Source organism: Lactobacillus kimbladii (assembly GCF_000970755.1).
GTDB lineage: Bacteria > Bacillota > Bacilli > Lactobacillales > Lactobacillaceae > Lactobacillus > Lactobacillus kimbladii.
Genome location: NZ_KQ034007.1, coordinates 1,509,669 through 1,528,117 on the forward strand (window position 1 = coordinate 1,509,669; position 18,449 = coordinate 1,528,117).

Here is an 18,449-nt window from a genome sequence, read left to right on the forward strand (position 1 = left end):
TATATTTTAGTTAAAATCTTTAATTCGAAAAAGTAATAATAATTTAGGCTTAAGTTTACTTATTTTTTTGCAAACAGCCCTTCTTTTTTAATACAATATAGGTTAAGTAATTTTGAAAGGAAAGATTAAATGAAAAAAGCAGAATGTACGACTATTCTTGTCGGTAAAAATGCCACCATTGACGGCTCAGCCATGATTGCCAGAAGTGAAGACGGTGGCCGTGAAATAATTCCTGAAGGGTTTGAACTTATTACCCCTGAAAAGCAACCTAAGCACTATGAAAGTGTCATTAGTCACCAAAAGATTGATGATGCAGATTTAGCAGAAAAGCCCCTGCGTTATACCAGTGCACCTGATGTTTCTGGCGAAAGCGGCATCTGGGGCGCAGCCGGAATTAACTCAGAAAACGTAGCAATGACTGCTACTGAAACTATTACCACAAATGCACGTATACAAGGGATTGATCCTCTTCTTGTGCACGGTGGTCTGGGAGAAGAAGACTTTGTTACTTTAACATTGCCTTATATCCACAGTGCTCTTGATGGCGTTAAGCGCATCGGTTATTTGCTGGAAAAATACGGTACTTACGAAATGAACGGTATGGCTTTTGCCGACCACGATGAAGTTTGGTACTTGGAAACTATTGGTGGTCACCACTGGATTGCACGCCGCATCCCTGATGACGCCTACGTTGTTGCTCCTAACCGTTTGAATATCGATGAATTTCACTTTGGTAAAGATGGTTTCTTGACGGACGATGCCTTAGAAGATTTGATCAAGGAATACCACTTAAATCCTGACCGTGAAGGTTACAACATGCGACACATCTTTGGTAGCTCAACCATCAAAGATGCCCACTACAACAATCCACGTGCCTGGTTTGTTCACAATTACTTTGATCCAGAATTCGGTGGCAAGCCAAGTGATCAAGATCAACCATTTATTTGCCATGCTAACCGCAAGATTAGCATCGAGGACATTTGTTTTGTTGAAAGTTCCCACTATCAAGATACGCCATTTGATCCTTATGGCGACCAAGGTACTCCTGAACAAAAGAAGACCTTCCGTCCAATTGCCCTTAATCGCAACTTCGAAACTCATATCTTGCAAGTTAGAAATGACGTTCCTGAAGAAATTGCTGGCGTGCAATGGCTTTGCTTTGGTCCAAATACTTTTAACAGCTTTGTCCCATTCTACACGAATGTCAACGACACACCAGCCAGTTTCCAGACTGGTCCAAAGTTCGATTTGAATAAAATTTTCTGGTTAAACAAATTAACAGCACAATTGGGTGACACTAACTTTAAGGTGTACGGTGAACTAGAAAATGACTTTGAGCAAAAATCATTGGCACAATGTCACTTCATTCAACATGAAACTGATAAAAAAGTTGCAGGTCTGTCAGGCAAAGAAGCTGAAGACTTATTAACTGAGGCCAACCAAAAGATGGCTGATCAAGTTTACGACAACACCATTGAACTGCTGGGTAACATGGTCAATGAAGGCCATAATCTAGCAACACTTAAGTTTGACCTATTAGACTAATTTAATAATCAAGCTCTTAAGAAAAGTTAAAAAAGGCTCAATAACGTTAATTAACGTTATTGAGCCTTTTATATTGCCTATTTAGCAAAAAGTACAAATTTTAATGGAATCTGTCGTTACCTAATTCTTATTTGATAAACATCAGGATCCACAAATTCTTCACTACACTGAACTATTTTGCCATCCTGATTTTTAAGTACATTGTCAATATTCAATAATGAACAACCAAACGGCTTAGCCAGCAAATCAGATAATTCTTTATCAGCTTCAGTTGCACTGACTAATGTTTCTTGGGGACTTAATTTTTTAATAAGTGGATTCCTTTTTAATGCTTCATATAAAGATATTTCAATGTCACTTTTTTGCAGAAATTCATAGAATGGAGCCAAAATATAACTATCATCAACAATTACTGGTTGTTCATCAAGAAACAGAACCCTTTTAATGTTTAAACAAGTTGACGAATTTAAGCGAAAAATATTTTGAATTCTGCGTGACGGAATAATTTGGGCAAAATTGATTATCTTGGATGAAGGTAAAAAGCCGTTCTTTTTAGCCGTGTATGAAAAACCTTCTACAGAATTAAGCCGCAGAAGCTTTTTTACTTTTTCAGGTTTCCTAACATAGCTGCCATTACCTTGAATCTTTTCGATTAGTCCTTCTGTTGCCAATTGATTAATTGCTTTTCTTAAAGTTACGCGACTAACTCCAAATTCATCTTGTAATTCACCTTCGGTAGGAAGCTTAGAATCGACTGGATACTCACCATCCTGTATTTTTTGCTTTAGTTTTAGCATTACTTGATAATACAAAGTATTTTTTGCTTTCATTCTTTTGAAAACCAACTTCACTTCATTTAAAATTACTTAACGCTATTTGCTTTAGTTATCAAAACATCTTTTGTATTCGGATAATTCCTGACATTAAGGTCCTTACCCTGACCAGTATAAAGTAAATAAGCAAATAATTGCAACGGTATACAATATTCTAACGGGCAGAAATCTGCATCATTTAAAAATGATCCTTTTAATACGTGGTTAGAGGATATTCCTTCTTGTGAACCAATAGAATATGCATGATCAGTTTGTTCATTCAAGGCTTTGAAAAGCTTATTAGCTCTTTCATAGCCATAATTTACTGGTGCAACAATAATAGTATATGTTTCTTTATGCATTGAAGCAATAGGACCGTGTAAAAATTCTTCTACTTCAAAAGGTTGGAAATAATCTCTAACGGTTTCCAGAGATTTTAATGCACCTTCCATTATTGTGCCTTTATTATTACCATAACCCAATATGTACGCGTGATGACACTTTTTCAAATCAGCTGAGTTTTCTTCAAACCAATTCTTACTTTCTTTGATAATTTCATTCAAGTTATTGACTGTTTTTTCCAGACGGTCAATATATTCATCATATTCTTTAACGGTCAATTGGCCCGCCCTTTTAGCCGCTTCTAGTGCAATTAAATAAAAGGTAAGAATAGATGCACTATAGCCTTTTGTTTTAGGGCCAACGTGCTCAAAACCGCAGGCCAAAACAATTTTGTTTTGCGCTACTTGTGAACAAGAATTATCCCGATCTTCAGTAATCACAAAATTATCACAATTTAGGCTGTTTGCTCTGTTTAAAGCTGCTATTGTGTTAGTGCTTTCTCCCTCTTGGGTAATAGCTATGACTAGATCAGCACTCGTTGCCAACTGTTCATAATGAGCAAAATTATATGAGTTAACTGGAATTATGTGCTTTTTCAAGATTTTTTCCATAAAAGGCTGAGCTGTAATGCAAGAATTGAAAGATGTACCTGAGCCAACCAAATAAATATTGTGGTATTTATTCGTATTATCTGCAAAAGTTTGTGCAAAATTGTTATACAATTGCTCTCTATTGGCAATCATTTTTTTAAGAGTATCTTCTGTTTCATCAATATAATCAATCATTGACCAAGTTTTCATTATTAATTATCCCTTTCTCTGTTTAATAGCGAGTTTTACTTAAAAATCCCGAAATATTTAAAAATTATTCCAAAGGCGAAGCAGCCGATCATAATCCAAGAAGTTTTAACGTGCTTCTTTTGTAGTAACCAGTATATGAAGAATGTAACTGCTAACGGCAACAAATCTGGACATATTTGATCAACAATACTTTGTAGATTCAAAACCGTTTTACCTGATTTAAAGACATAAGCAAACTTGATATTAACCATTGAAGCTATCATGCCGCCAATTACAGTCAATCCCATGACAGAAGCAGCATTAGTTGCTTTTTGGAAACCACTACCACTAGATAGAGAATCAATTGCTTTAGTTCCCAGATCATAACCAAGAAACAATCCATAATACCTGGTCAAAAAATGAGGAATATTGTATAAAATCAAAAATAATATTGGTCCCAGGATATTTCCTTTTAAAGCTAAAGTAGTACCGACACCGGCAGCAATAACTCTAAATGTTCCCCAGAAAAATGTGTCTCCAATTCCTGCCATTGGCCCCATCAAGGCAACTTTAATATTGTTAATAGTTGAGATGAAAAAGTTGGAATTAGTAGCTGCCTCTTCCTCCATTGAAGCAGTAATTCCCAGTATAAAAGGTGACATAGCATAAGTGGTATTGTACACTTCGGATTCTCGGGTCAAAGCTTTACTCAAATCCTTTTTATCAGGATAGAGCTTTTTTAGCACAGGAATAATTGAATATGCGAATCCAGGTGCCTGCATTCGGTCCATACTATAACAAGCTGGTAACAAGAACGCGCGCCAAAAAACTGACATTAAGTCTTTTCTAGTTAACTTTTTCCCTTTAAACATTTCTTCTTTAGATTTCATTGTCTTCTGTCTTCCCTTCGACTCCACTGCTGTTAGATAATAATATTAATGCTGCAATTACCGCACCAACCATTGCGACTCCAATGTTAGTAAGCTTAAAGAATGCTACCAAGATGAAACCCAAAAATAGGTATGGAGCAAATTTTTTGGTAAATGTCAGTTGCATAAGCAATGCAAAACCTAATGCTGGTAAAATACCTGCTGCTAAGGCAAAACCACCAGTAAGCCAATCTGGAATAAATTTCACCAGAGATTTAAATACTGGTGCACCTAAAAGCATAGCTACCAAAGCGATCAAGAATGGGAAAATAAAATAGTTAAATAATCCCAGCCATTGATTTCTTTCCATCGTTTTAGTATCCCCTCTGCCAGCAGCTTCTAATGACTTTTGACTTAAAATTTGATTTAAAGGCACATAGGTGATGTATTTTGTTGCCATTGCAAATGCAGCAATTGGCATTACCAAAGCAAGTGCAAGTTTAGGGTCAGTATGCGATTGCAATACTAGTGCAGTACTAAGTGCACCACCCAAAATAACATCAGGTGGTGCGGCATTGGCTCCAATTCCTACAACACCCATTGAAAGAAGTTCAATTTGAGCTCCCAAAATTAACCCTGTTTTAACATCTCCATAAACTAGCCCCACCAGCGTACAAATTACAAGTGGTCTTTCCATCATGGTCATACCGAAAAGTCTTTCATCAATATGTCCAATTCCTGCAATTAACGCAACCAAGAATGACTGAATCATAGTCTTCCCTCTTTCTTTTCAAACATAACTATTGTTTATCAGTAATACTTTTAAAAGTATCTGACAAATCTTCAAATTTATGGTTAGGCGTAGGTTGCATACCGACCTTTATTCCTTTAGCCATAATCCTTTCAAATGAACCAATATCCTCCAATGTTAAATTTAAATTATCACGAATCATTGGTGCATTTTTTCTTATTCCACCAATAGTAATCTTTTCAACCCCATTCACATGCTCACAAATTTTTTCAGCATCGAACGGATTATTAGTTAAAACCATCACACGATAAGAACTATTTTGCGGATTATTTAAAAATTCAATAGCGCCATCAATTGTTCTAAAACCGATTTTGGTACTCGTTGGCACAGCCAATTTCATAGTACTCCGACGAATTTTATCGTTAAAAACCGCATCATTCGCTACTAAAACTACATTTGCTTGTACTCTTGGAATCCAAGTCATGACAACTTGGCCATGTACGAGTCGATCATCCATATGCATTGCTACAATCAAAATAATATCCTCCTGTCTATAAATAATACCTTTTAAAACATATTATACATATTTTAAATGTTTTTACAATATTTTATTAATAACTATTTAATTTTAAGCCATAAAAACCCTCTAGATTGTACAGATTTCATCTAGAGGGCTGTCTAATAACAATATTTATTTTAATTAGTTAATGTTTACTTCATTAAAGATATAACAGAACAAAATTTACAGATCTATTTAGTTATTTTGATTCCATGCCCAAATGATCCCTTTTGTCTAATCGTTTTAGCAGCAGCTAGAGCAGCTTTAGTTAGGCTCTCATTTATATCTTCTTCCGAGATGTTTTTTAAGTCTTTAGCTTTAGTGAGCAAATAGACCACGAGGTTAGCAAAAAATGTATCCCCAGCACCCATAGTATCAATGGGTTCAGAATCATACTGAACTTGGCCAACATACTTTTTCCTTTGATTACAGTCAAACAACAAAGGTGGCTCACCGCCATTTGTAAATAAGACAAAAACAGTATTAAGTCTCATGCACTGCGTTAATATTCTTTCCATATCATCAGCTTTTGCTTCCGATAAAGAAAATTGCGCAATATCGACATTTTTGGCTACCTGATTTAAATACTCAGTAGTATGATATTTAGCCATTTCAGAAAAATCATAAGCAATTAGGATACCTCTTTGGTGAAGTTTAGCAATAGCATTTTCAGAATTTGCATGGCATGCACTATATACTACCAGCGCTGAATCCAGAATTTTCATTAAATCGGGTTCATCTAGTGATGGCAACTGCCTGGCTCCTCTTATACTGTCAATAAATTGACGATCTCCATCCACAATGTTTACAAAAGTCTTTTCGGTTTTAGCATTAATTCGGTTGCAAAATGATGTGTTTACGTTTTCATTTTTTAAACTATTTAAGATTAATTCCCCATCATCATCTTTTGCTAGACTACCAACATAATATGAATCAACAAGTTGCTTTGGTGCAAAAACAGAAAAGTTAACTGCATTGCCCCCAGGATATTTTACATTTTGGTTTTGATAGTAATCTACTACATTATCTCCTAAACCAACAACATGTTTCTTTGACATCTTAAACAGCTCACTATCTAATAATCTACTACACGATAATAGCGACGTTTAGTTAAAGGATGATCTCTAATATCTTCCAAATGTAAACTAACTCTGCGTAAAGCGGCCCACATTACTGATGGTTCAACTATTGGTCTAAATTTCGTTGAAATATGGGATAAAGTAAATTCTTTCATATCAAACTTGGTGAATTGGTTTGTATATTTAGTAGCAAAGTTAGCCACTCGCTCATCTAACGGTCTCGTCGCTCCTTCTGATTCAAGCAGTACCACTGGAACATCCTTCTCAACTAATTCAAATGTACCATGGAAAAATTCAGGTGAACTAACTGATTTTGTTCTAAGCCATTGTGATTCTTCTAACACACACATTGAATAATTATAAGTCGTTCCCCACAGATCACCAGAACCAACCCAAATTTGATAGTCGGCATTTTGATATTTTTCTGCAAATTCTTTTGCCTTACTGTCAACCTCTTGGGCAACAATGTTCATGTCTCCTGGCAATGATTTAAGTTCATCAGCAAATTGTTCATAGTCATTAAATTCATTATTCACTTGCATAATTTTGCCAATCAAGAAATAAAAAGCTAATTCTTGAGGATGGTAGCCAAAAGTATTAACGGCATAAGTTGAGTGATGTGCTAGTGGCGTATTATCTTTGTTAACAATTGAAATAGTTCGTATACCCAATTGTTCCATCTTTTTAGCCAAAGCAACAGTTTCCTTAGTATCACCAGATTTAGAAAGTAGAATAACTATACTATTTTTATTTAGCTTCTTACTTCCTACAGCTAAAAAGTCCGCAGCTGTCAGCAAATAGCTGGGAATTGATGACTTACTTTCCATCCAATAGTTAAATGGCTGCATCACAGCGTTTGAACCACCAGAGGCAGTGAAAAATATATTACTAATTCCTTCTTTTTGCACTTTCAGAGCAATTTGTTCAATATCGGCCCGTAAGCTATATGCCTTTTCCCCTTCAGTTACAAACTTTTCAGCGTCAAACTTTAACATTACAGTTTTCCTTTCTTCTATGCCTTTAAAATTCCTAAATAAGCCATTAAAATGCCGAATACAAAAATTCCGACCAGTATAGTAATTGTTGATACCTTTTTCTTTAATAACCAATAAATAAACAGCACACACGCAAGAGGCAACATATTCGGTAAAATACCGTTAATCATAGCATTCCATGTTTGGGCATCATTTCCTTGACCCAACTTACCTGCAACGGTGATTGTTACCATACTTGCCGACATTCCACCAATAACCATCAAACCAAGAATTGATGCACCATATGCAAATTTTTCAAGCAAGCCAGAAGACTCGGCACTCTTTAGCATTGATGCTCCTAAATCATATCCTTTGACTAAACCTATCCAGCGTACTAAAAGTGCGGGAACATTGTAGACTAACAAAAATAATATCGGACCTAAGATACTGCCTTTTAATGCAAAAGAAGTTCCTAAACCCGTGGCTAAAATTCTTAAAGTGCCCCAAAAGAATGAATCTCCGATTCCTGAAAGAGGTCCCATCAAAGCCGCTTTAACATTATTTATTGATTCTGGATCAAAATTATCTGGATTTTTAGCATTTTCTTCTTCCATTGCTGTAGTAATTCCCATTACTAACGTAGAAAGTGGTGGTGAGCAATTGAAAAAAGCCATGTGCCTTTGAAGAGCCTCACTTCTTTGCTTTTTTTCTGGATATAACTTGTCTAGAACCTTATTCATAGCGTAGCTATAACCCATATTTTGTTGTCTTTCAAAATTCCAAGAAGCTTCTAAAGTGAGAGAACGCCAAAATATCCCTTTTAAATCTTTTCTAGTAATAGCTTTTGTAGCAGAATTAGAACTCATTATCATCATCCCCTCCTTGATTATTATTTAACTTATTAGCATCAATTTTATTTTCGAGATGCAATACGATGTACATTAGGCAGAACGCAAAGATAGAAATTCCCAAAATTGGTATTTTTAAATAACTGTACAATGCAAAACCAAGTACAAAGTAAATTGCCACATTTTTCTTTAAAATCATTTCCAATAATAAAGCAAAACCTAGTGCTGGCATTATTCCAGCTGCAACGTTTATACCATTTTGAACAAAATCAGGGATCATATTGAGCAACTTTGTCATTACTGGGCCACCTAAGTAAAAAGCAAGTCCGACAAAAATCGCTCTTGGTATACATTTGACTGTGATAAACCCATACATGTTCATTCTGCTCAGATGTCTACTATCACCTTGTTCAGCATATTTATCACCCTTCTTCAAGAATATAGGTAAAATTACAATCGTTAATAAATTGTCAATAATCAAATACAGTGCAGCAACCGGAAAGGCTAAAGTAATAGCAAAACCAGCTCCCTTGCCTGTTGATATTGCAAAGGCTGTGCCCAAAACTCCTCCAGCAGGAACATCTGGTGGTCTGGAAGCACCAATAGTAATTGCACCCATAAATGCCAGTTCAATAGTTGCACCCATTATGATTCCAGTCTTTAAATCGCCCAGAACTAATCCGGTTAGTGCTCCGGTAACAAGTGGTCTAGACAAGTTACTAGTTCCAGTTAACCAGTCGGCTGGAGCAAGAGCTGTAATTAAGGCTAGCAAAATTGATTGAGTCAATGTGTTCATTTTTCAAACCTCCTTCTTAGTATTTATAATCGTTTAATCAAATCTATTTTTTTATCTGTTGGTACCATTTGGGCAAATATTTCTATGTTTTTTTGTGCTAATTGTTTGAGATCAGATATATCTTTATCATTTAAAAACACTGAAGAAGTTATTTGGACAGAACCAGAAGTTTTACTAGTCCCACCTACATTAAGTTCCTTTATTTGTGGGCAACCGTTTAACAATTGGTAAGCATCATTAACCGTTTTTAAAACGATGAAAAGACGATATTTATCAGTAACACCTGAATTTATTTGCTTAACAGAATCAGCAATAGTTTTAACTACGACTTTTACACCTTGTGGTGCTGCTAATTTTAATGCAGTCATTTGCATATCATTATTTGCAGCTGCATCGTTTGCAACCAAAATACAATTAGCGCCAATAGCAGAAATCCAAGAAAATGCAACTTGCCCGTGAACAAGTCTATGGTCTACCCTTGTCCCAATAATCATTGTTTTCTACTTCCTTTTTAAAATTCATCTCGTTTAATATCCAAATTAAGTTCATTACAAAATTTAACGCTGTCTTTTGCGCTTTTGATTGATCTTTTTATAATTTTATTGATATTATCTTGAGACTTTTGTTCTATTTTTAAAACTAATTCAATAATTAAAGGCAAAGATAAACCAGCAATTAAATAAAGATTGCCCTCTTTATTCAAATACTTCATCCAATTATTATTAACGCTGCCACCAAAGATATCGGTACATACGATAATAGTTTGCCCACGATTTTGATTTAAGTAATCTACAATCTTCTTTTCAATATCATCATTGCCATCTACATACGCATTGATGTAATCGAGAAATTTTACATCACCAACTATCATCTTGGCCGACTGAACAACGCCTTGTGCCATTGTCCCATGACTCATGCATAAAATTTTCATTTTTACCATCGGCTCCTCACTAGATCTTTATTAATTGACTAACTAAAAACTGAGGTTTTAATCAAATTAATAAGGGATTCTCTTGTAATACCTACGAACAGTCAGAGGATGCTTTCTTTGATCTGAAAGACATGCACTAACTCTTTCCAAAATTGTAGCTAATACGATTGGAGAGATAATCTTTCTCGTTTCATTTGAAATATCCATCTGATAGTCTTTCGTATCAATCACAGTAATGGTATCTGTAACTTCAGGTAAGAAATGACGAACACGATCTACAATTGGTCTTGAAAAATCTTCTCCTTCAAAGACAATGACACTAACTCCCTTTTCAACTAATTCTAATGTTCCATGGAAAAAGTCTGCAGCTTGTACGGGTCTGGTTTTTATCCACTGCATTTCTTCTAAAATACACATACCGTAATAATATGCTTCAGTAAATGAGTCACCTGCACCTGTAATAATATGGTACGGAGTATCTTGAAATTTCTGAGCAAATTCTTTCGCCATAGGTTCTGCCTGTTGTTTTACTTTTAATAATTCTCCAGGCAATTTGGCAAAATCTTGGAAATAAGAATCATATTTTTCAGTTGTTATTTCACCCTTTTTTAACATTACGCGCAGAACTATCATCAAGCCCTGTAAATAATAACTTTCAGAACTTGTATCATCTAAAACATCATTATAGACAGTGTAGGTTGCCTCTTTTTCAAGTGGTGTGTTTGGACTGCCAACAAGTGCCAAAGTTTTAACATGTTTCTTATTGCAAAAATCAACTAGTTCCAATGTTTCTTTAGTTGTTCCCGATAATGAGGGTATAACAACTAATGATTTGCTTGAAAAAGTTTTATTGGGAGATGCAATGAATTCAGCTGCTAAGACCCGCTGAAATGGGAAAGCACTTCTAGTCCTTGCAAATTCGATGGTAGAGTCAAACAAAATTCCTACACCACCTGAACCGATGAAGAAGATATTATCAATTTCAGGTAGCAATTCATCAATAACAGTATTGATATTATCCTTCTGGTTCACTGCCCCTGTTTGAGTCTTCAAAAATCTGTTTTTATCAAAGTTAAACATTTTATTCCTCCTAAAAATTACCTTTGGTTAACTTTTACGAGTAAAGATTAGCATTTATATTACAATGTGTCAATATTTTGTTGACATTATTATTTACCAAAGGTAATATATAATGCGTAAGCGATTACAAATTGAAGGGAGTAAAACATGATTTCACTATTCAGAATTGATGACCGTCTTATCCACGGACAAGTTGCAATGGCTTGGTCTAAGGCAGCTAACGCTGACATAATTATAGCGGTAGACAAGACAGCAGCTAATGATCAATTACAAAAAATGGCTTTGCTTTTGGCCAAACCATCGGGGGTCGAAGCTAGAATAATTGATCCTAAAGCTTTTGCTAAAACATACCAAGAGGTAAAAGAAAGTAAAGTTATGGTAGTAGTTGGCAATCCGATCGATGCCAGCAAAATAGTCAAAGAACTAAAAGGAAAAGAAAATTTTGATATCAACTTAGGTAATCTAAAAAGTGGTGATAATAAAGAAAAAATTTCTGGATCTATTTATGTAACTCAAGAAGAAAAATTAGCATTAGAAGAAATAAAAAAAGATGGCTTTAAGATTTACATTCAAGGCACACCAACTTCCAAGAAAGATTTTTATTAATTTAATTCCAATTATTTTGAAAGGGATGAATTTAAATGATATTAAAGAACTTACTTATAGCTCTTGTTGCTTATATTTCACAACTTGATGAAAGATATCTCGGGGCATCAATGATGAATCGTCCTATTATTATTGGGCCTGTTGTCGGTCTTATATTAGGCGATTTACAAAAAGGCATTGTCATTGGTGCAGCTTTAGAAGCAATGTTTATTGGTATAGTTACTATTGGTGCAGCCTTACCTCCCGATGTTGGAGTAGCCAGTGCTATCGCAACGGCATTAGCAATCCAAAGTGGTGCAAGTACTAATGTTGCAGTAACGTTAGCAATGCCATTTGCCATAGTTGCTCAAGGACTTAACATGCTGGCCTTCACACTTAACTCTTACACTATCAAAAAAGGCAGAGACGCAATTAAAAGACATAATTTTAAGAGTATGCAAAGATGGCATTTTTTCCCATTAATTCTCAGACTGCCTTCTGGAATCTTGACTTTCTTAGTACTTCAACTGGGAACAAAAGCTGCTCAGTCTTTAATAGCTTTATTACCAACAAAGATAATGACTTCTTTTTCAGTCGCGGCTGGTTTGCTTCCAGCAGTTGGATTTGCAATGTTAATACAAATGATGATGGATAAAAAAGTTGCTCCATACTTCTTTATTGGCTTTATTCTTAGTTCATATTTAAAGATGCCGGTAATTGGGGTCTCAGTACTGGCTTTACTTATTGCACTTTTAATAACTCAAAAAAGTAATGCAGCAAAGAATAATCAACAGTAAATAGAGGTGATTTTTTATGGCTAAAAAGAAATTAACAGTAAAGGATTTAAATCGAGTATTCTGGCGCTCTTTTGCATTACAAGGATCAGAATCTTATACAGACATGCAAGGAATGGGCTATACTTTTTCAATTTTACCAGCTCTTAAAAAGATTTATGCTGGCAATGATGATAAGCTCTACGAATCTGCATTACGAAATACAGCTCTTTTTAATACGACTCCACACATAGCTACATTTATTATGGGAATGTCATTAGCTTTGGAAGAAGAAAACTCCGTTGACCCGGATTTTAACGTTGAGGCTATTTCCTCCTTAAAAGCTGCATTGATGGGTCCTGTAGCTGGAATCGGAGATACTTTATATTGGGGAACATTTAGAGTAATTGCTGCAGGAATTGGTCTTTCTCTTGCTACTCAAGGTAATATTTTAGGACCAATTCTCTACTTTTTAATCTATACTACTTTACATTTTATTGGTCGCTATGGTGGAATAAGGTTAGGTTATAGCATGGGTGCCAAGGCAATGGAAAAAGCTTATGAAGGAAATTATCTTGAAAAATTTACGTTGGCCGCTTCCATTGTTGGTTTAATGTCCATTGGTTCTATGACATCTTCATTAGTTAACTTTAAGATTTCTGCAATCTTTAAAACTGCTGGTGGCACAATTAATGTTCAAAGCATTCTTAATGATATCTTTCCCGGACTACTGCCTCTTGGCTTAACCTTTTTAATGTATTACCTGTTAAAGAAAAAGGTTAAGGTAATCTGGTTAATATTAGGAATTTTCGTCCTTGCTATTGCAGGAGTTTATCTGAATATCCTAAAGTAAAGAATTGTTATTAATTAAAAAATGTGCAAAACGCATTATTTGCTGTTTTACACATTTTTTCTTTGTTCAACTGAAAATCACTAAATGAGTCTTATATATGATAGAATTAATATTTACTATATTAGTTTAACTTTGAAAAAGAGTATTAAAATAGGATAGAGCTAGTTATCTTGCTAGGAACTACTATTGAAGTATACACTTAAATATATAAGAAATTTCGCTAAAATTAAATGAAATTTGTTAGTTTTTTTAAACTAGCAATTTTGTCAATAGCTATGCTTGTTATATAATTCTACAAGTTACAAAACTTGGACCAGGTTCCAAAATTTATACTCATATTGGGTGTGATTATTAATGATATATAAACAAATAAAAGAAAAGATTTTCAATCAATACATTAAAGTGGCAGACAAAACCGGTTTAATTCCTTCTGAAAGAAGTTTATCAGAAAAATACGAAGTAAGCCGGCCAACAATCAGAAAAGCCTTAACATCTTTAGAACAAGATGGTCTGATAACTAAAGACTATGGTCGAGGCTATATTATTAATCAGGCTGTATCAAACCAAGATAAATATGTAGATCATGAGCTAAGCACATTTATTGGTTTTTTTGAAGATGCCGAACACCAACAAAAACCAACATCTTCAAAAGTTTTACAACAATCAGTAGAATATGCGGATGAAAATATCGCTAAAAAGCTAAATCTTGAAAAAGGCGATCCTATTTTTGTTCTGTCAAGAATACGTTATATAAAAGAAACACCAATGTGTGTTGCTAGGTCCTATATCCCACTAAAATTTGATGGCAACCTAATAAATCAGGATTTTAGTAAGAAATCTTTATTTACAGCTTTGAAAGACAATGGACTTAAATTAAACAAGGCTAAGCGCACAATTGAAGTCGTTAGAGAGGAATCGCCCGACTACCTTTATTTAAAGATAGATAAAAGTGAACCAATTTTAAAGTTTACCAGCATAGGGTACACCAAAAAAGGTATACCATTTGAATACGAAGAGTCAAGATATCCTGCCTACAAAGTAAAATTTGAAAGTACTGTTTGTTAAAGTTGATAATCACAGAAAACAAAAAATGTTCTTGAACGTAATATGTTTAAGAACATTTTTTATTATTCTCGTAATAATCTTTTTGCCAAAGCAAAATCACCAACAGTCGCAGAACCATTATTACTGATTTCTGGCATGGTAATGTATTGCTCTAATGGTGGAACATGCACATAACCGTTCAGTAATGTCGCAAAATCACGCCGTACTTTTTCTAGAAACTTTTCACTGGTAACGCCGCCGCCAAAGACAATTTTGTCCGGGCGTAAAATTAAAGTGACTTGCAAGGCAGCCTGTGCTACATAGTAGCTCATAATATCCCACACAGGATCGGTAAGCGGCACATCTTTTCCAGATTTATTAAGACGTGCTTCAAATGTAGGACCTGAAACCAAACCTTCCAAGCAATCTTTATGAAAAGGACAAACACCAGCAAAATCCAAGTCATCTGGATGGCGCTTAACTTTAACGTGTCCCATTTCGGGATGACCTAAAGAGCCTACCAACTTGCCGTTAATAATAGCTCCGCCACCGACACCAGTGCCAATCGTGTAGTAAACAAGTGAATCAACATCTTCATTTGATAACTGTGACATCACGTATTCGCCAAAAGCAGAACCATTAACATCAGTAGTAAAGAAAACTGGTACTTTAATTGTTTTTGTCAAAAATCCGACAAAGTCAGTATTGCTCCAACCTTTTTTGGGGGTATCAGTAATGAAGCCATAATTAGGTGCCGTTTTCCGTATTTCAATTGGTCCAAAAGACGCAATTCCGATTGCATCAACATCAAACTGCTTAAAATAATCAACTGTTTTTTTTAAAGTTTCCTCCGGTGTAGCAGTGGGAAAAGTTGTTTGATCCTTTATTTGATAATTCTCATTACCAACCGCACATACAAATTTTGTACCGCCAGCCTCAATTGATCCTAGTAACATTTATATCTCCTTAATTATTTTATTTAGATATTAATTATTATAACCCTCAATCTAGATCCGAAAAAATTTTCTTAAATAAAAGCCTGCCAAATAATATTTTAACTATTTAGCAGGCGAAACCCGGATATTATTACAGCTTCTGGCAGACTTCAAATATTTCTTTATTCGGTCCGTAGAAGTTAAAATACTTAATACCATTTTCCCAATAAGGCAAACTTTGAATTCCATTTTCAACAAACTGTACATTTAATTTTTGAACTTCGGCAAATGCACGATTTATATCGTTGGTATCAAGCGCAATATGATTAATTGCCCCTACTTTTCCTGGAGCTTCTTGGGGGGATTCCCAACTCTCAAGCATTAATGTTCCTAACTGATAAAATGCCACTCGGCTACCTTGATTATCTTCAGTATTCACCAACTTAAAACCTAAGCTTTGATAAAAATCTCCACTTTCATCAAATTTTTTTGTCGGAATGCCTACATGTTGCAAGCCATTAAAAATCATTTTGTTACCTCAAACTTATCTAACAGTATCTTGCCATTCGGTGTAATACTTAACATTAGAAACAGCAATTTTACCTTCATTTACAAAAAAGCTGAATTCTTTTCCTGTTTTATGATACATTCTAGCACTTAGAGCAATATTGTTAATATAGATTATGATGATACTACCATCCACAATTAACTTAATATCATATGTTTTGCCTTTTTCAAGCGCAATTGGACGCTCTAGACCAACATCAAAATATTGTGGCCACGGATAATTAGGAGTTCTGGAAAATTTAAGTGCATGTTCAGGTTTAGAAACTTTATACTGATAGCCCTCTCTTGTGTCATCGTTAACAAAAGCTTTTATGCCAAATTCTTTAGTGTCTTCTAATACTTCGACTCGTGCTTCAATTAAGAACTGTTCCGGAACTTCATTAATTACAGTATGCTCTTTTTTACCACTTGCTTTTCCTATTTCAAAAGATGGAATAATTTCAACTTTTGCAAAATTGTCAATTATTGTTTGCGGCAAGGTTACACCAAGTGTCTTATCTTTTCTTTGAACAATTTGATGAGGCACAAAAGCGCCACCCCAATCCCAATTACTGAGATCATTATTGTTCTCTTTTGTTGCTACCCAGCCACTCAAATATCGACCTACTTTTTCATTGCCAACTGATCTGGCAGCATAATATGCTTTACCATCAAAGAACTCATCTTTTAATGAATGCCAGTTACCAAATAAATCCTTACTGATTCTATATTTCGTCCGCTTGTCTTCTGAATATTCTGAAAATAAAAGGTACCAATTACCTTCTATTTCAAATAAATCCGGCATTTCAATCATGTTGAATTCATTAGGCGTCCAAAAGTCTCCTTTAAACGCCCAGTTTTTCATATCTGGAGATTCAAAGTAAACTAATCTTCCTGTCGGTTTCTTTTTATCACTTGTAAGTCTTGCACCCAAAACCAAAATATAGGACTTGTGCTCTGCAGAATAAACTACAACTGGATCACGCCAATCATTATGGTCATACCCAGGTTGTGGTATTAAACTGCTGGCTTTACCCATTTTATTCCAGTGAATTAAATCTTTACTGGTAGCAGACATTAAAATTTCTGAAGTTTTTTTAGCTAACTTTGCCTGACGGTTATGCCCTGTATAAAAAGCTACTTTGTCATCTTTTCCTTGTGTGACACTACCAGCATATATAAATTGATCTGCAGAATCATGAGGACCTTTAGGTAAAACCTCGCCATAATCCTTAAAATTTACAAAATCTTTAGTAGTTACGAGCGACCAGCCAAATGGATCAGTTAAAGGTTCAGGTCTGCGCGTGTCTCTTTGGTGGAACAAGTAAAAAGTTTGATCTTCTTCATTAAAGAATGGCATACAGTCGCCAAACCAACGATCTACTGGTTTATAAAATATTTTTTGCATATCTAATAATTTTCCTCTATTCGTCTTCAGCCTTTTTAGCATTTTTCATATTAAACCTGATTAAAGCAGACATAGCAGTAATTTTTCCAATAACTTCGTTTATGTTTTTTCCCTGCATCCGCATATTTAATGTTTCCACAAGTACTGGCAAGTTTACCCCACCAAATAATGCAACTTGTTTGTGCCAATTAATACTTCTTTTGGCTAATTCATTAAAAGGGGTTCCCCCTGCAATATCACAAAATATGATTGTTGGCTCATTTAAGCAGGGTGCAATAACTTGGTCTATTTTTTGGGAAAAAGCGTTTATCCCCTGATCACTTAGATTGATGACTTTTAAATGATCTATTTTACCAAAAAAGGATTTTAATACTCTTTCAAACTCGGTAGCAAGATTACCATGTGTAGCAATGATAACGTTAAACATTAAATTCAAATCCTTTTTAAATATAATCTTTTAAATAAACGGTAGGACTCTGCGGTGTAGGTATTACAGTTACCTCAACTCCGCGGCCTATTAACTTTTTAAATGCCTCTTTTTCTTCTGGAGTTACATTAACCGAAGGACGTATACGTTCTGTTCCATCTCTTTGTGCCAGATTACCAACGTTTACTGACTTAATTGGTAATCCATTATCAATCAAGTAATTAACGTCCACTGGAGAGACACAAATTAGTAAAACACGTTGTCCCTTATATTTCCCATTTTTGATATTAGTTAAAGCTTTCTGTCTGCTTAAAATTGATGTACTAACATTAGCTGGTGCAGCGAGTCTCACAACCGTTTTTCGCATAGCATCATTTACAATACTGTCGTTAATAACCATGATTCTTGTGGCGTTCAAGCGACCACTCCACTGCGTAGCCACTTGGCCATGAATCATGCGATCATCAATTCTTACGTGAATAATTCCTTCCATGCTTTCTGTCATCTTGCTTA

22 protein-coding genes are annotated in these 18,449 nt (G+C 35.0%); 5 read left to right on the plus strand and 17 right to left on the minus strand.

Annotation, left to right across the window (positions count from 1 at the left end):
• The first annotated feature begins 129 nt into the window (after positions 1-129).
• Positions 130-1,545: a C69 family dipeptidase gene (locus JF75_RS07600; protein ID WP_046332495.1), complete on the plus strand. Its 1,416-nt coding sequence runs from the start codon at positions 130-132 to the stop codon at positions 1,543-1,545.
• 116 nt (positions 1,546-1,661) lie between these two features.
• Here JF75_RS07600 and JF75_RS07605 read toward each other — a convergent pair whose 3' ends face one another.
• From JF75_RS07605 to JF75_RS07660, 12 genes are all read right to left on the minus strand, one after another.
• Positions 1,662-2,375, minus strand: a complete 714-nt coding sequence (locus JF75_RS07605; RefSeq protein WP_141639326.1) for a GntR family transcriptional regulator — start codon at positions 2,373-2,375, stop codon at positions 1,662-1,664.
• 32 nt (positions 2,376-2,407) lie between these two features.
• Positions 2,408-3,499: an SIS domain-containing protein gene (locus tag JF75_RS07610; RefSeq protein WP_046332496.1), complete on the minus strand. Its 1,092-nt coding sequence runs from the start codon at positions 3,497-3,499 to the stop codon at positions 2,408-2,410.
• Between the two features lie 35 nt (positions 3,500-3,534).
• The gene (locus JF75_RS07615) at positions 3,535-4,368 is read right to left on the minus strand and encodes a PTS system mannose/fructose/sorbose family transporter subunit IID (protein ID WP_081945388.1); all 834 of its coding nucleotides are present in this window, start codon (positions 4,366-4,368) and stop codon (positions 3,535-3,537) included.
• Positions 4,358-5,119, minus strand: coding sequence for a PTS mannose/fructose/sorbose/N-acetylgalactosamine transporter subunit IIC (locus JF75_RS07620; protein WP_034981518.1), 762 nt, complete (start codon positions 5,117-5,119; stop codon positions 4,358-4,360). Before JF75_RS07620 ends, JF75_RS07615 begins: the two co-directional genes overlap by 11 nt.
• 28 nt (positions 5,120-5,147) lie before the next feature.
• Positions 5,148-5,633 (minus strand): PTS sugar transporter subunit IIB, encoded by a 486-nt coding sequence (locus JF75_RS07625; RefSeq protein WP_046332497.1) that lies wholly within the window; start codon positions 5,631-5,633, stop codon positions 5,148-5,150.
• Between the two features lie 215 nt (positions 5,634-5,848).
• Entirely contained in the window at positions 5,849-6,715 is an 867-nt protein-coding gene (locus JF75_RS07630) for a PfkB family carbohydrate kinase (RefSeq protein WP_046332498.1), read from the minus strand.
• A 17-nt stretch (positions 6,716-6,732) separates the two neighbouring features.
• Positions 6,733-7,731: an SIS domain-containing protein gene (locus tag JF75_RS07635; RefSeq protein ID WP_046332499.1), complete on the minus strand. Its 999-nt coding sequence runs from the start codon at positions 7,729-7,731 to the stop codon at positions 6,733-6,735.
• Between the two features lie 17 nt (positions 7,732-7,748).
• On the minus strand, positions 7,749-8,582 hold the full coding sequence (locus tag JF75_RS07640) for a PTS system mannose/fructose/sorbose family transporter subunit IID (RefSeq protein ID WP_046332500.1): 834 nt from the start codon (positions 8,580-8,582) through the stop codon (positions 7,749-7,751).
• A complete protein-coding gene (locus JF75_RS07645) occupies positions 8,566-9,354 on the minus strand; it encodes a PTS mannose/fructose/sorbose/N-acetylgalactosamine transporter subunit IIC (protein WP_046332501.1) in 789 nt (262 codons plus the stop codon). Before JF75_RS07645 ends, JF75_RS07640 begins: the two co-directional genes overlap by 17 nt.
• A gap of 23 nt (positions 9,355-9,377) precedes the next feature.
• Complete coding sequence (locus tag JF75_RS07650; protein WP_046332502.1) at positions 9,378-9,848, minus strand: PTS sugar transporter subunit IIB; 471 nt, start codon at positions 9,846-9,848, stop codon at positions 9,378-9,380.
• A gap of 17 nt (positions 9,849-9,865) precedes the next feature.
• Positions 9,866-10,285 (minus strand): PTS sugar transporter subunit IIA, encoded by a 420-nt coding sequence (locus JF75_RS07655; RefSeq protein ID WP_052697100.1) that lies wholly within the window; start codon positions 10,283-10,285, stop codon positions 9,866-9,868.
• Between the two features lie 66 nt (positions 10,286-10,351).
• Entirely contained in the window at positions 10,352-11,365 is a 1,014-nt protein-coding gene (locus tag JF75_RS07660; protein ID WP_046332503.1) for an SIS domain-containing protein, read from the minus strand.
• A gap of 147 nt (positions 11,366-11,512) precedes the next feature.
• On the opposite strand from JF75_RS07660, the gene JF75_RS07665 reads away from it, so the two are divergent.
• The 4 genes from JF75_RS07665 (at position 11,513) to JF75_RS07680 (ending at position 14,641) form a co-directional block, all read left to right on the plus strand.
• A complete protein-coding gene (locus tag JF75_RS07665; protein ID WP_046332504.1) occupies positions 11,513-11,971 on the plus strand; it encodes a PTS sugar transporter subunit IIB in 459 nt (152 codons plus the stop codon).
• Positions 11,972-12,006: 35 nt separating this feature from the next.
• A complete protein-coding gene (locus JF75_RS07670; RefSeq protein WP_052726893.1) occupies positions 12,007-12,747 on the plus strand; it encodes a PTS mannose/fructose/sorbose/N-acetylgalactosamine transporter subunit IIC in 741 nt (246 codons plus the stop codon).
• A gap of 16 nt (positions 12,748-12,763) precedes the next feature.
• Positions 12,764-13,576, plus strand: a complete 813-nt coding sequence (locus JF75_RS07675; protein WP_045928508.1) for a PTS system mannose/fructose/sorbose family transporter subunit IID — start codon at positions 12,764-12,766, stop codon at positions 13,574-13,576.
• A gap of 354 nt (positions 13,577-13,930) precedes the next feature.
• Positions 13,931-14,641, plus strand: coding sequence for a GntR family transcriptional regulator (locus JF75_RS07680; RefSeq protein ID WP_045928509.1), 711 nt, complete (start codon positions 13,931-13,933; stop codon positions 14,639-14,641).
• A gap of 62 nt (positions 14,642-14,703) precedes the next feature.
• Here the strand turns inward: JF75_RS07680 and scrK are convergent, their stop codons facing one another.
• From scrK to JF75_RS07705, 5 genes are all read right to left on the minus strand, one after another.
• The gene (scrK, locus tag JF75_RS07685; protein ID WP_046332505.1) at positions 14,704-15,576 is read right to left on the minus strand and encodes a fructokinase ScrK; all 873 of its coding nucleotides are present in this window, start codon (positions 15,574-15,576) and stop codon (positions 14,704-14,706) included.
• A gap of 130 nt (positions 15,577-15,706) precedes the next feature.
• Positions 15,707-16,084, minus strand: coding sequence for a VOC family protein (locus JF75_RS07690; RefSeq protein WP_046332506.1), 378 nt, complete (start codon positions 16,082-16,084; stop codon positions 15,707-15,709).
• Between the two features lie 15 nt (positions 16,085-16,099).
• Positions 16,100-17,509, minus strand: a complete 1,410-nt coding sequence (locus JF75_RS07695; protein ID WP_046332507.1) for a GH32 C-terminal domain-containing protein — start codon at positions 17,507-17,509, stop codon at positions 16,100-16,102.
• Positions 17,510-17,525: 16 nt separating this feature from the next.
• A complete protein-coding gene (locus JF75_RS10165) occupies positions 17,526-17,936 on the minus strand; it encodes a PTS sugar transporter subunit IIA (protein WP_052726894.1) in 411 nt (136 codons plus the stop codon).
• A gap of 16 nt (positions 17,937-17,952) precedes the next feature.
• Complete coding sequence (locus JF75_RS07705) at positions 17,953-18,441, minus strand: PTS sugar transporter subunit IIB (protein ID WP_046332508.1); 489 nt, start codon at positions 18,439-18,441, stop codon at positions 17,953-17,955.
• Positions 18,442-18,449: the final 8 nt, after the last annotated feature.

Bases quoted from the DNA above. Each gene is read 5' to 3' on its own strand.
- JF75_RS07600 (WP_046332495.1), top strand. From the start codon at position 130: ATGAAAAAAGCAGAATGTACGACTATTCTTGTCGGTAAAAATGCCACC.
- JF75_RS07605 (WP_141639326.1), bottom strand. From the start codon at position 2,375: ATGAAAGCAAAAAATACTTTGTATTATCAAGTAATGCTAAAACTAAAG.
- JF75_RS07610 (WP_046332496.1), bottom strand. From the start codon at position 3,499: ATGAAAACTTGGTCAATGATTGATTATATTGATGAAACAGAAGATACT.
- JF75_RS07615 (WP_081945388.1), bottom strand. From the start codon at position 4,368: ATGAAATCTAAAGAAGAAATGTTTAAAGGGAAAAAGTTAACTAGAAAA.
- JF75_RS07620 (WP_034981518.1), bottom strand. From the start codon at position 5,119: ATGATTCAGTCATTCTTGGTTGCGTTAATTGCAGGAATTGGACATATT.
- JF75_RS07630 (WP_046332498.1), bottom strand. From the start codon at position 6,715: ATGTCAAAGAAACATGTTGTTGGTTTAGGAGATAATGTAGTAGATTAC.
- JF75_RS07635 (WP_046332499.1), bottom strand. From the start codon at position 7,731: ATGTTAAAGTTTGACGCTGAAAAGTTTGTAACTGAAGGGGAAAAGGCA.
- JF75_RS07640 (WP_046332500.1), bottom strand. From the start codon at position 8,582: ATGATAATGAGTTCTAATTCTGCTACAAAAGCTATTACTAGAAAAGAT.
- JF75_RS07645 (WP_046332501.1), bottom strand. From the start codon at position 9,354: ATGAACACATTGACTCAATCAATTTTGCTAGCCTTAATTACAGCTCTT.
- JF75_RS07650 (WP_046332502.1), bottom strand. From the start codon at position 9,848: ATGATTATTGGGACAAGGGTAGACCATAGACTTGTTCACGGGCAAGTT.
- JF75_RS07655 (WP_052697100.1), bottom strand. From the start codon at position 10,285: ATGAAAATTTTATGCATGAGTCATGGGACAATGGCACAAGGCGTTGTT.
- JF75_RS07660 (WP_046332503.1), bottom strand. From the start codon at position 11,365: ATGTTTAACTTTGATAAAAACAGATTTTTGAAGACTCAAACAGGGGCA.
- JF75_RS07665 (WP_046332504.1), top strand. From the start codon at position 11,513: ATGATTTCACTATTCAGAATTGATGACCGTCTTATCCACGGACAAGTT.
- JF75_RS07670 (WP_052726893.1), top strand. From the start codon at position 12,007: ATGATATTAAAGAACTTACTTATAGCTCTTGTTGCTTATATTTCACAA.
- JF75_RS07675 (WP_045928508.1), top strand. From the start codon at position 12,764: ATGGCTAAAAAGAAATTAACAGTAAAGGATTTAAATCGAGTATTCTGG.
- JF75_RS07680 (WP_045928509.1), top strand. From the start codon at position 13,931: ATGATATATAAACAAATAAAAGAAAAGATTTTCAATCAATACATTAAA.
- scrK (WP_046332505.1), bottom strand. From the start codon at position 15,576: ATGTTACTAGGATCAATTGAGGCTGGCGGTACAAAATTTGTATGTGCG.
- JF75_RS07690 (WP_046332506.1), bottom strand. From the start codon at position 16,084: ATGATTTTTAATGGCTTGCAACATGTAGGCATTCCGACAAAAAAATTT.
- JF75_RS07695 (WP_046332507.1), bottom strand. From the start codon at position 17,509: ATGCAAAAAATATTTTATAAACCAGTAGATCGTTGGTTTGGCGACTGT.
- JF75_RS10165 (WP_052726894.1), bottom strand. From the start codon at position 17,936: ATGTTTAACGTTATCATTGCTACACATGGTAATCTTGCTACCGAGTTT.
- JF75_RS07705 (WP_046332508.1), bottom strand. From the start codon at position 18,441: ATGACAGAAAGCATGGAAGGAATTATTCACGTAAGAATTGATGATCGC.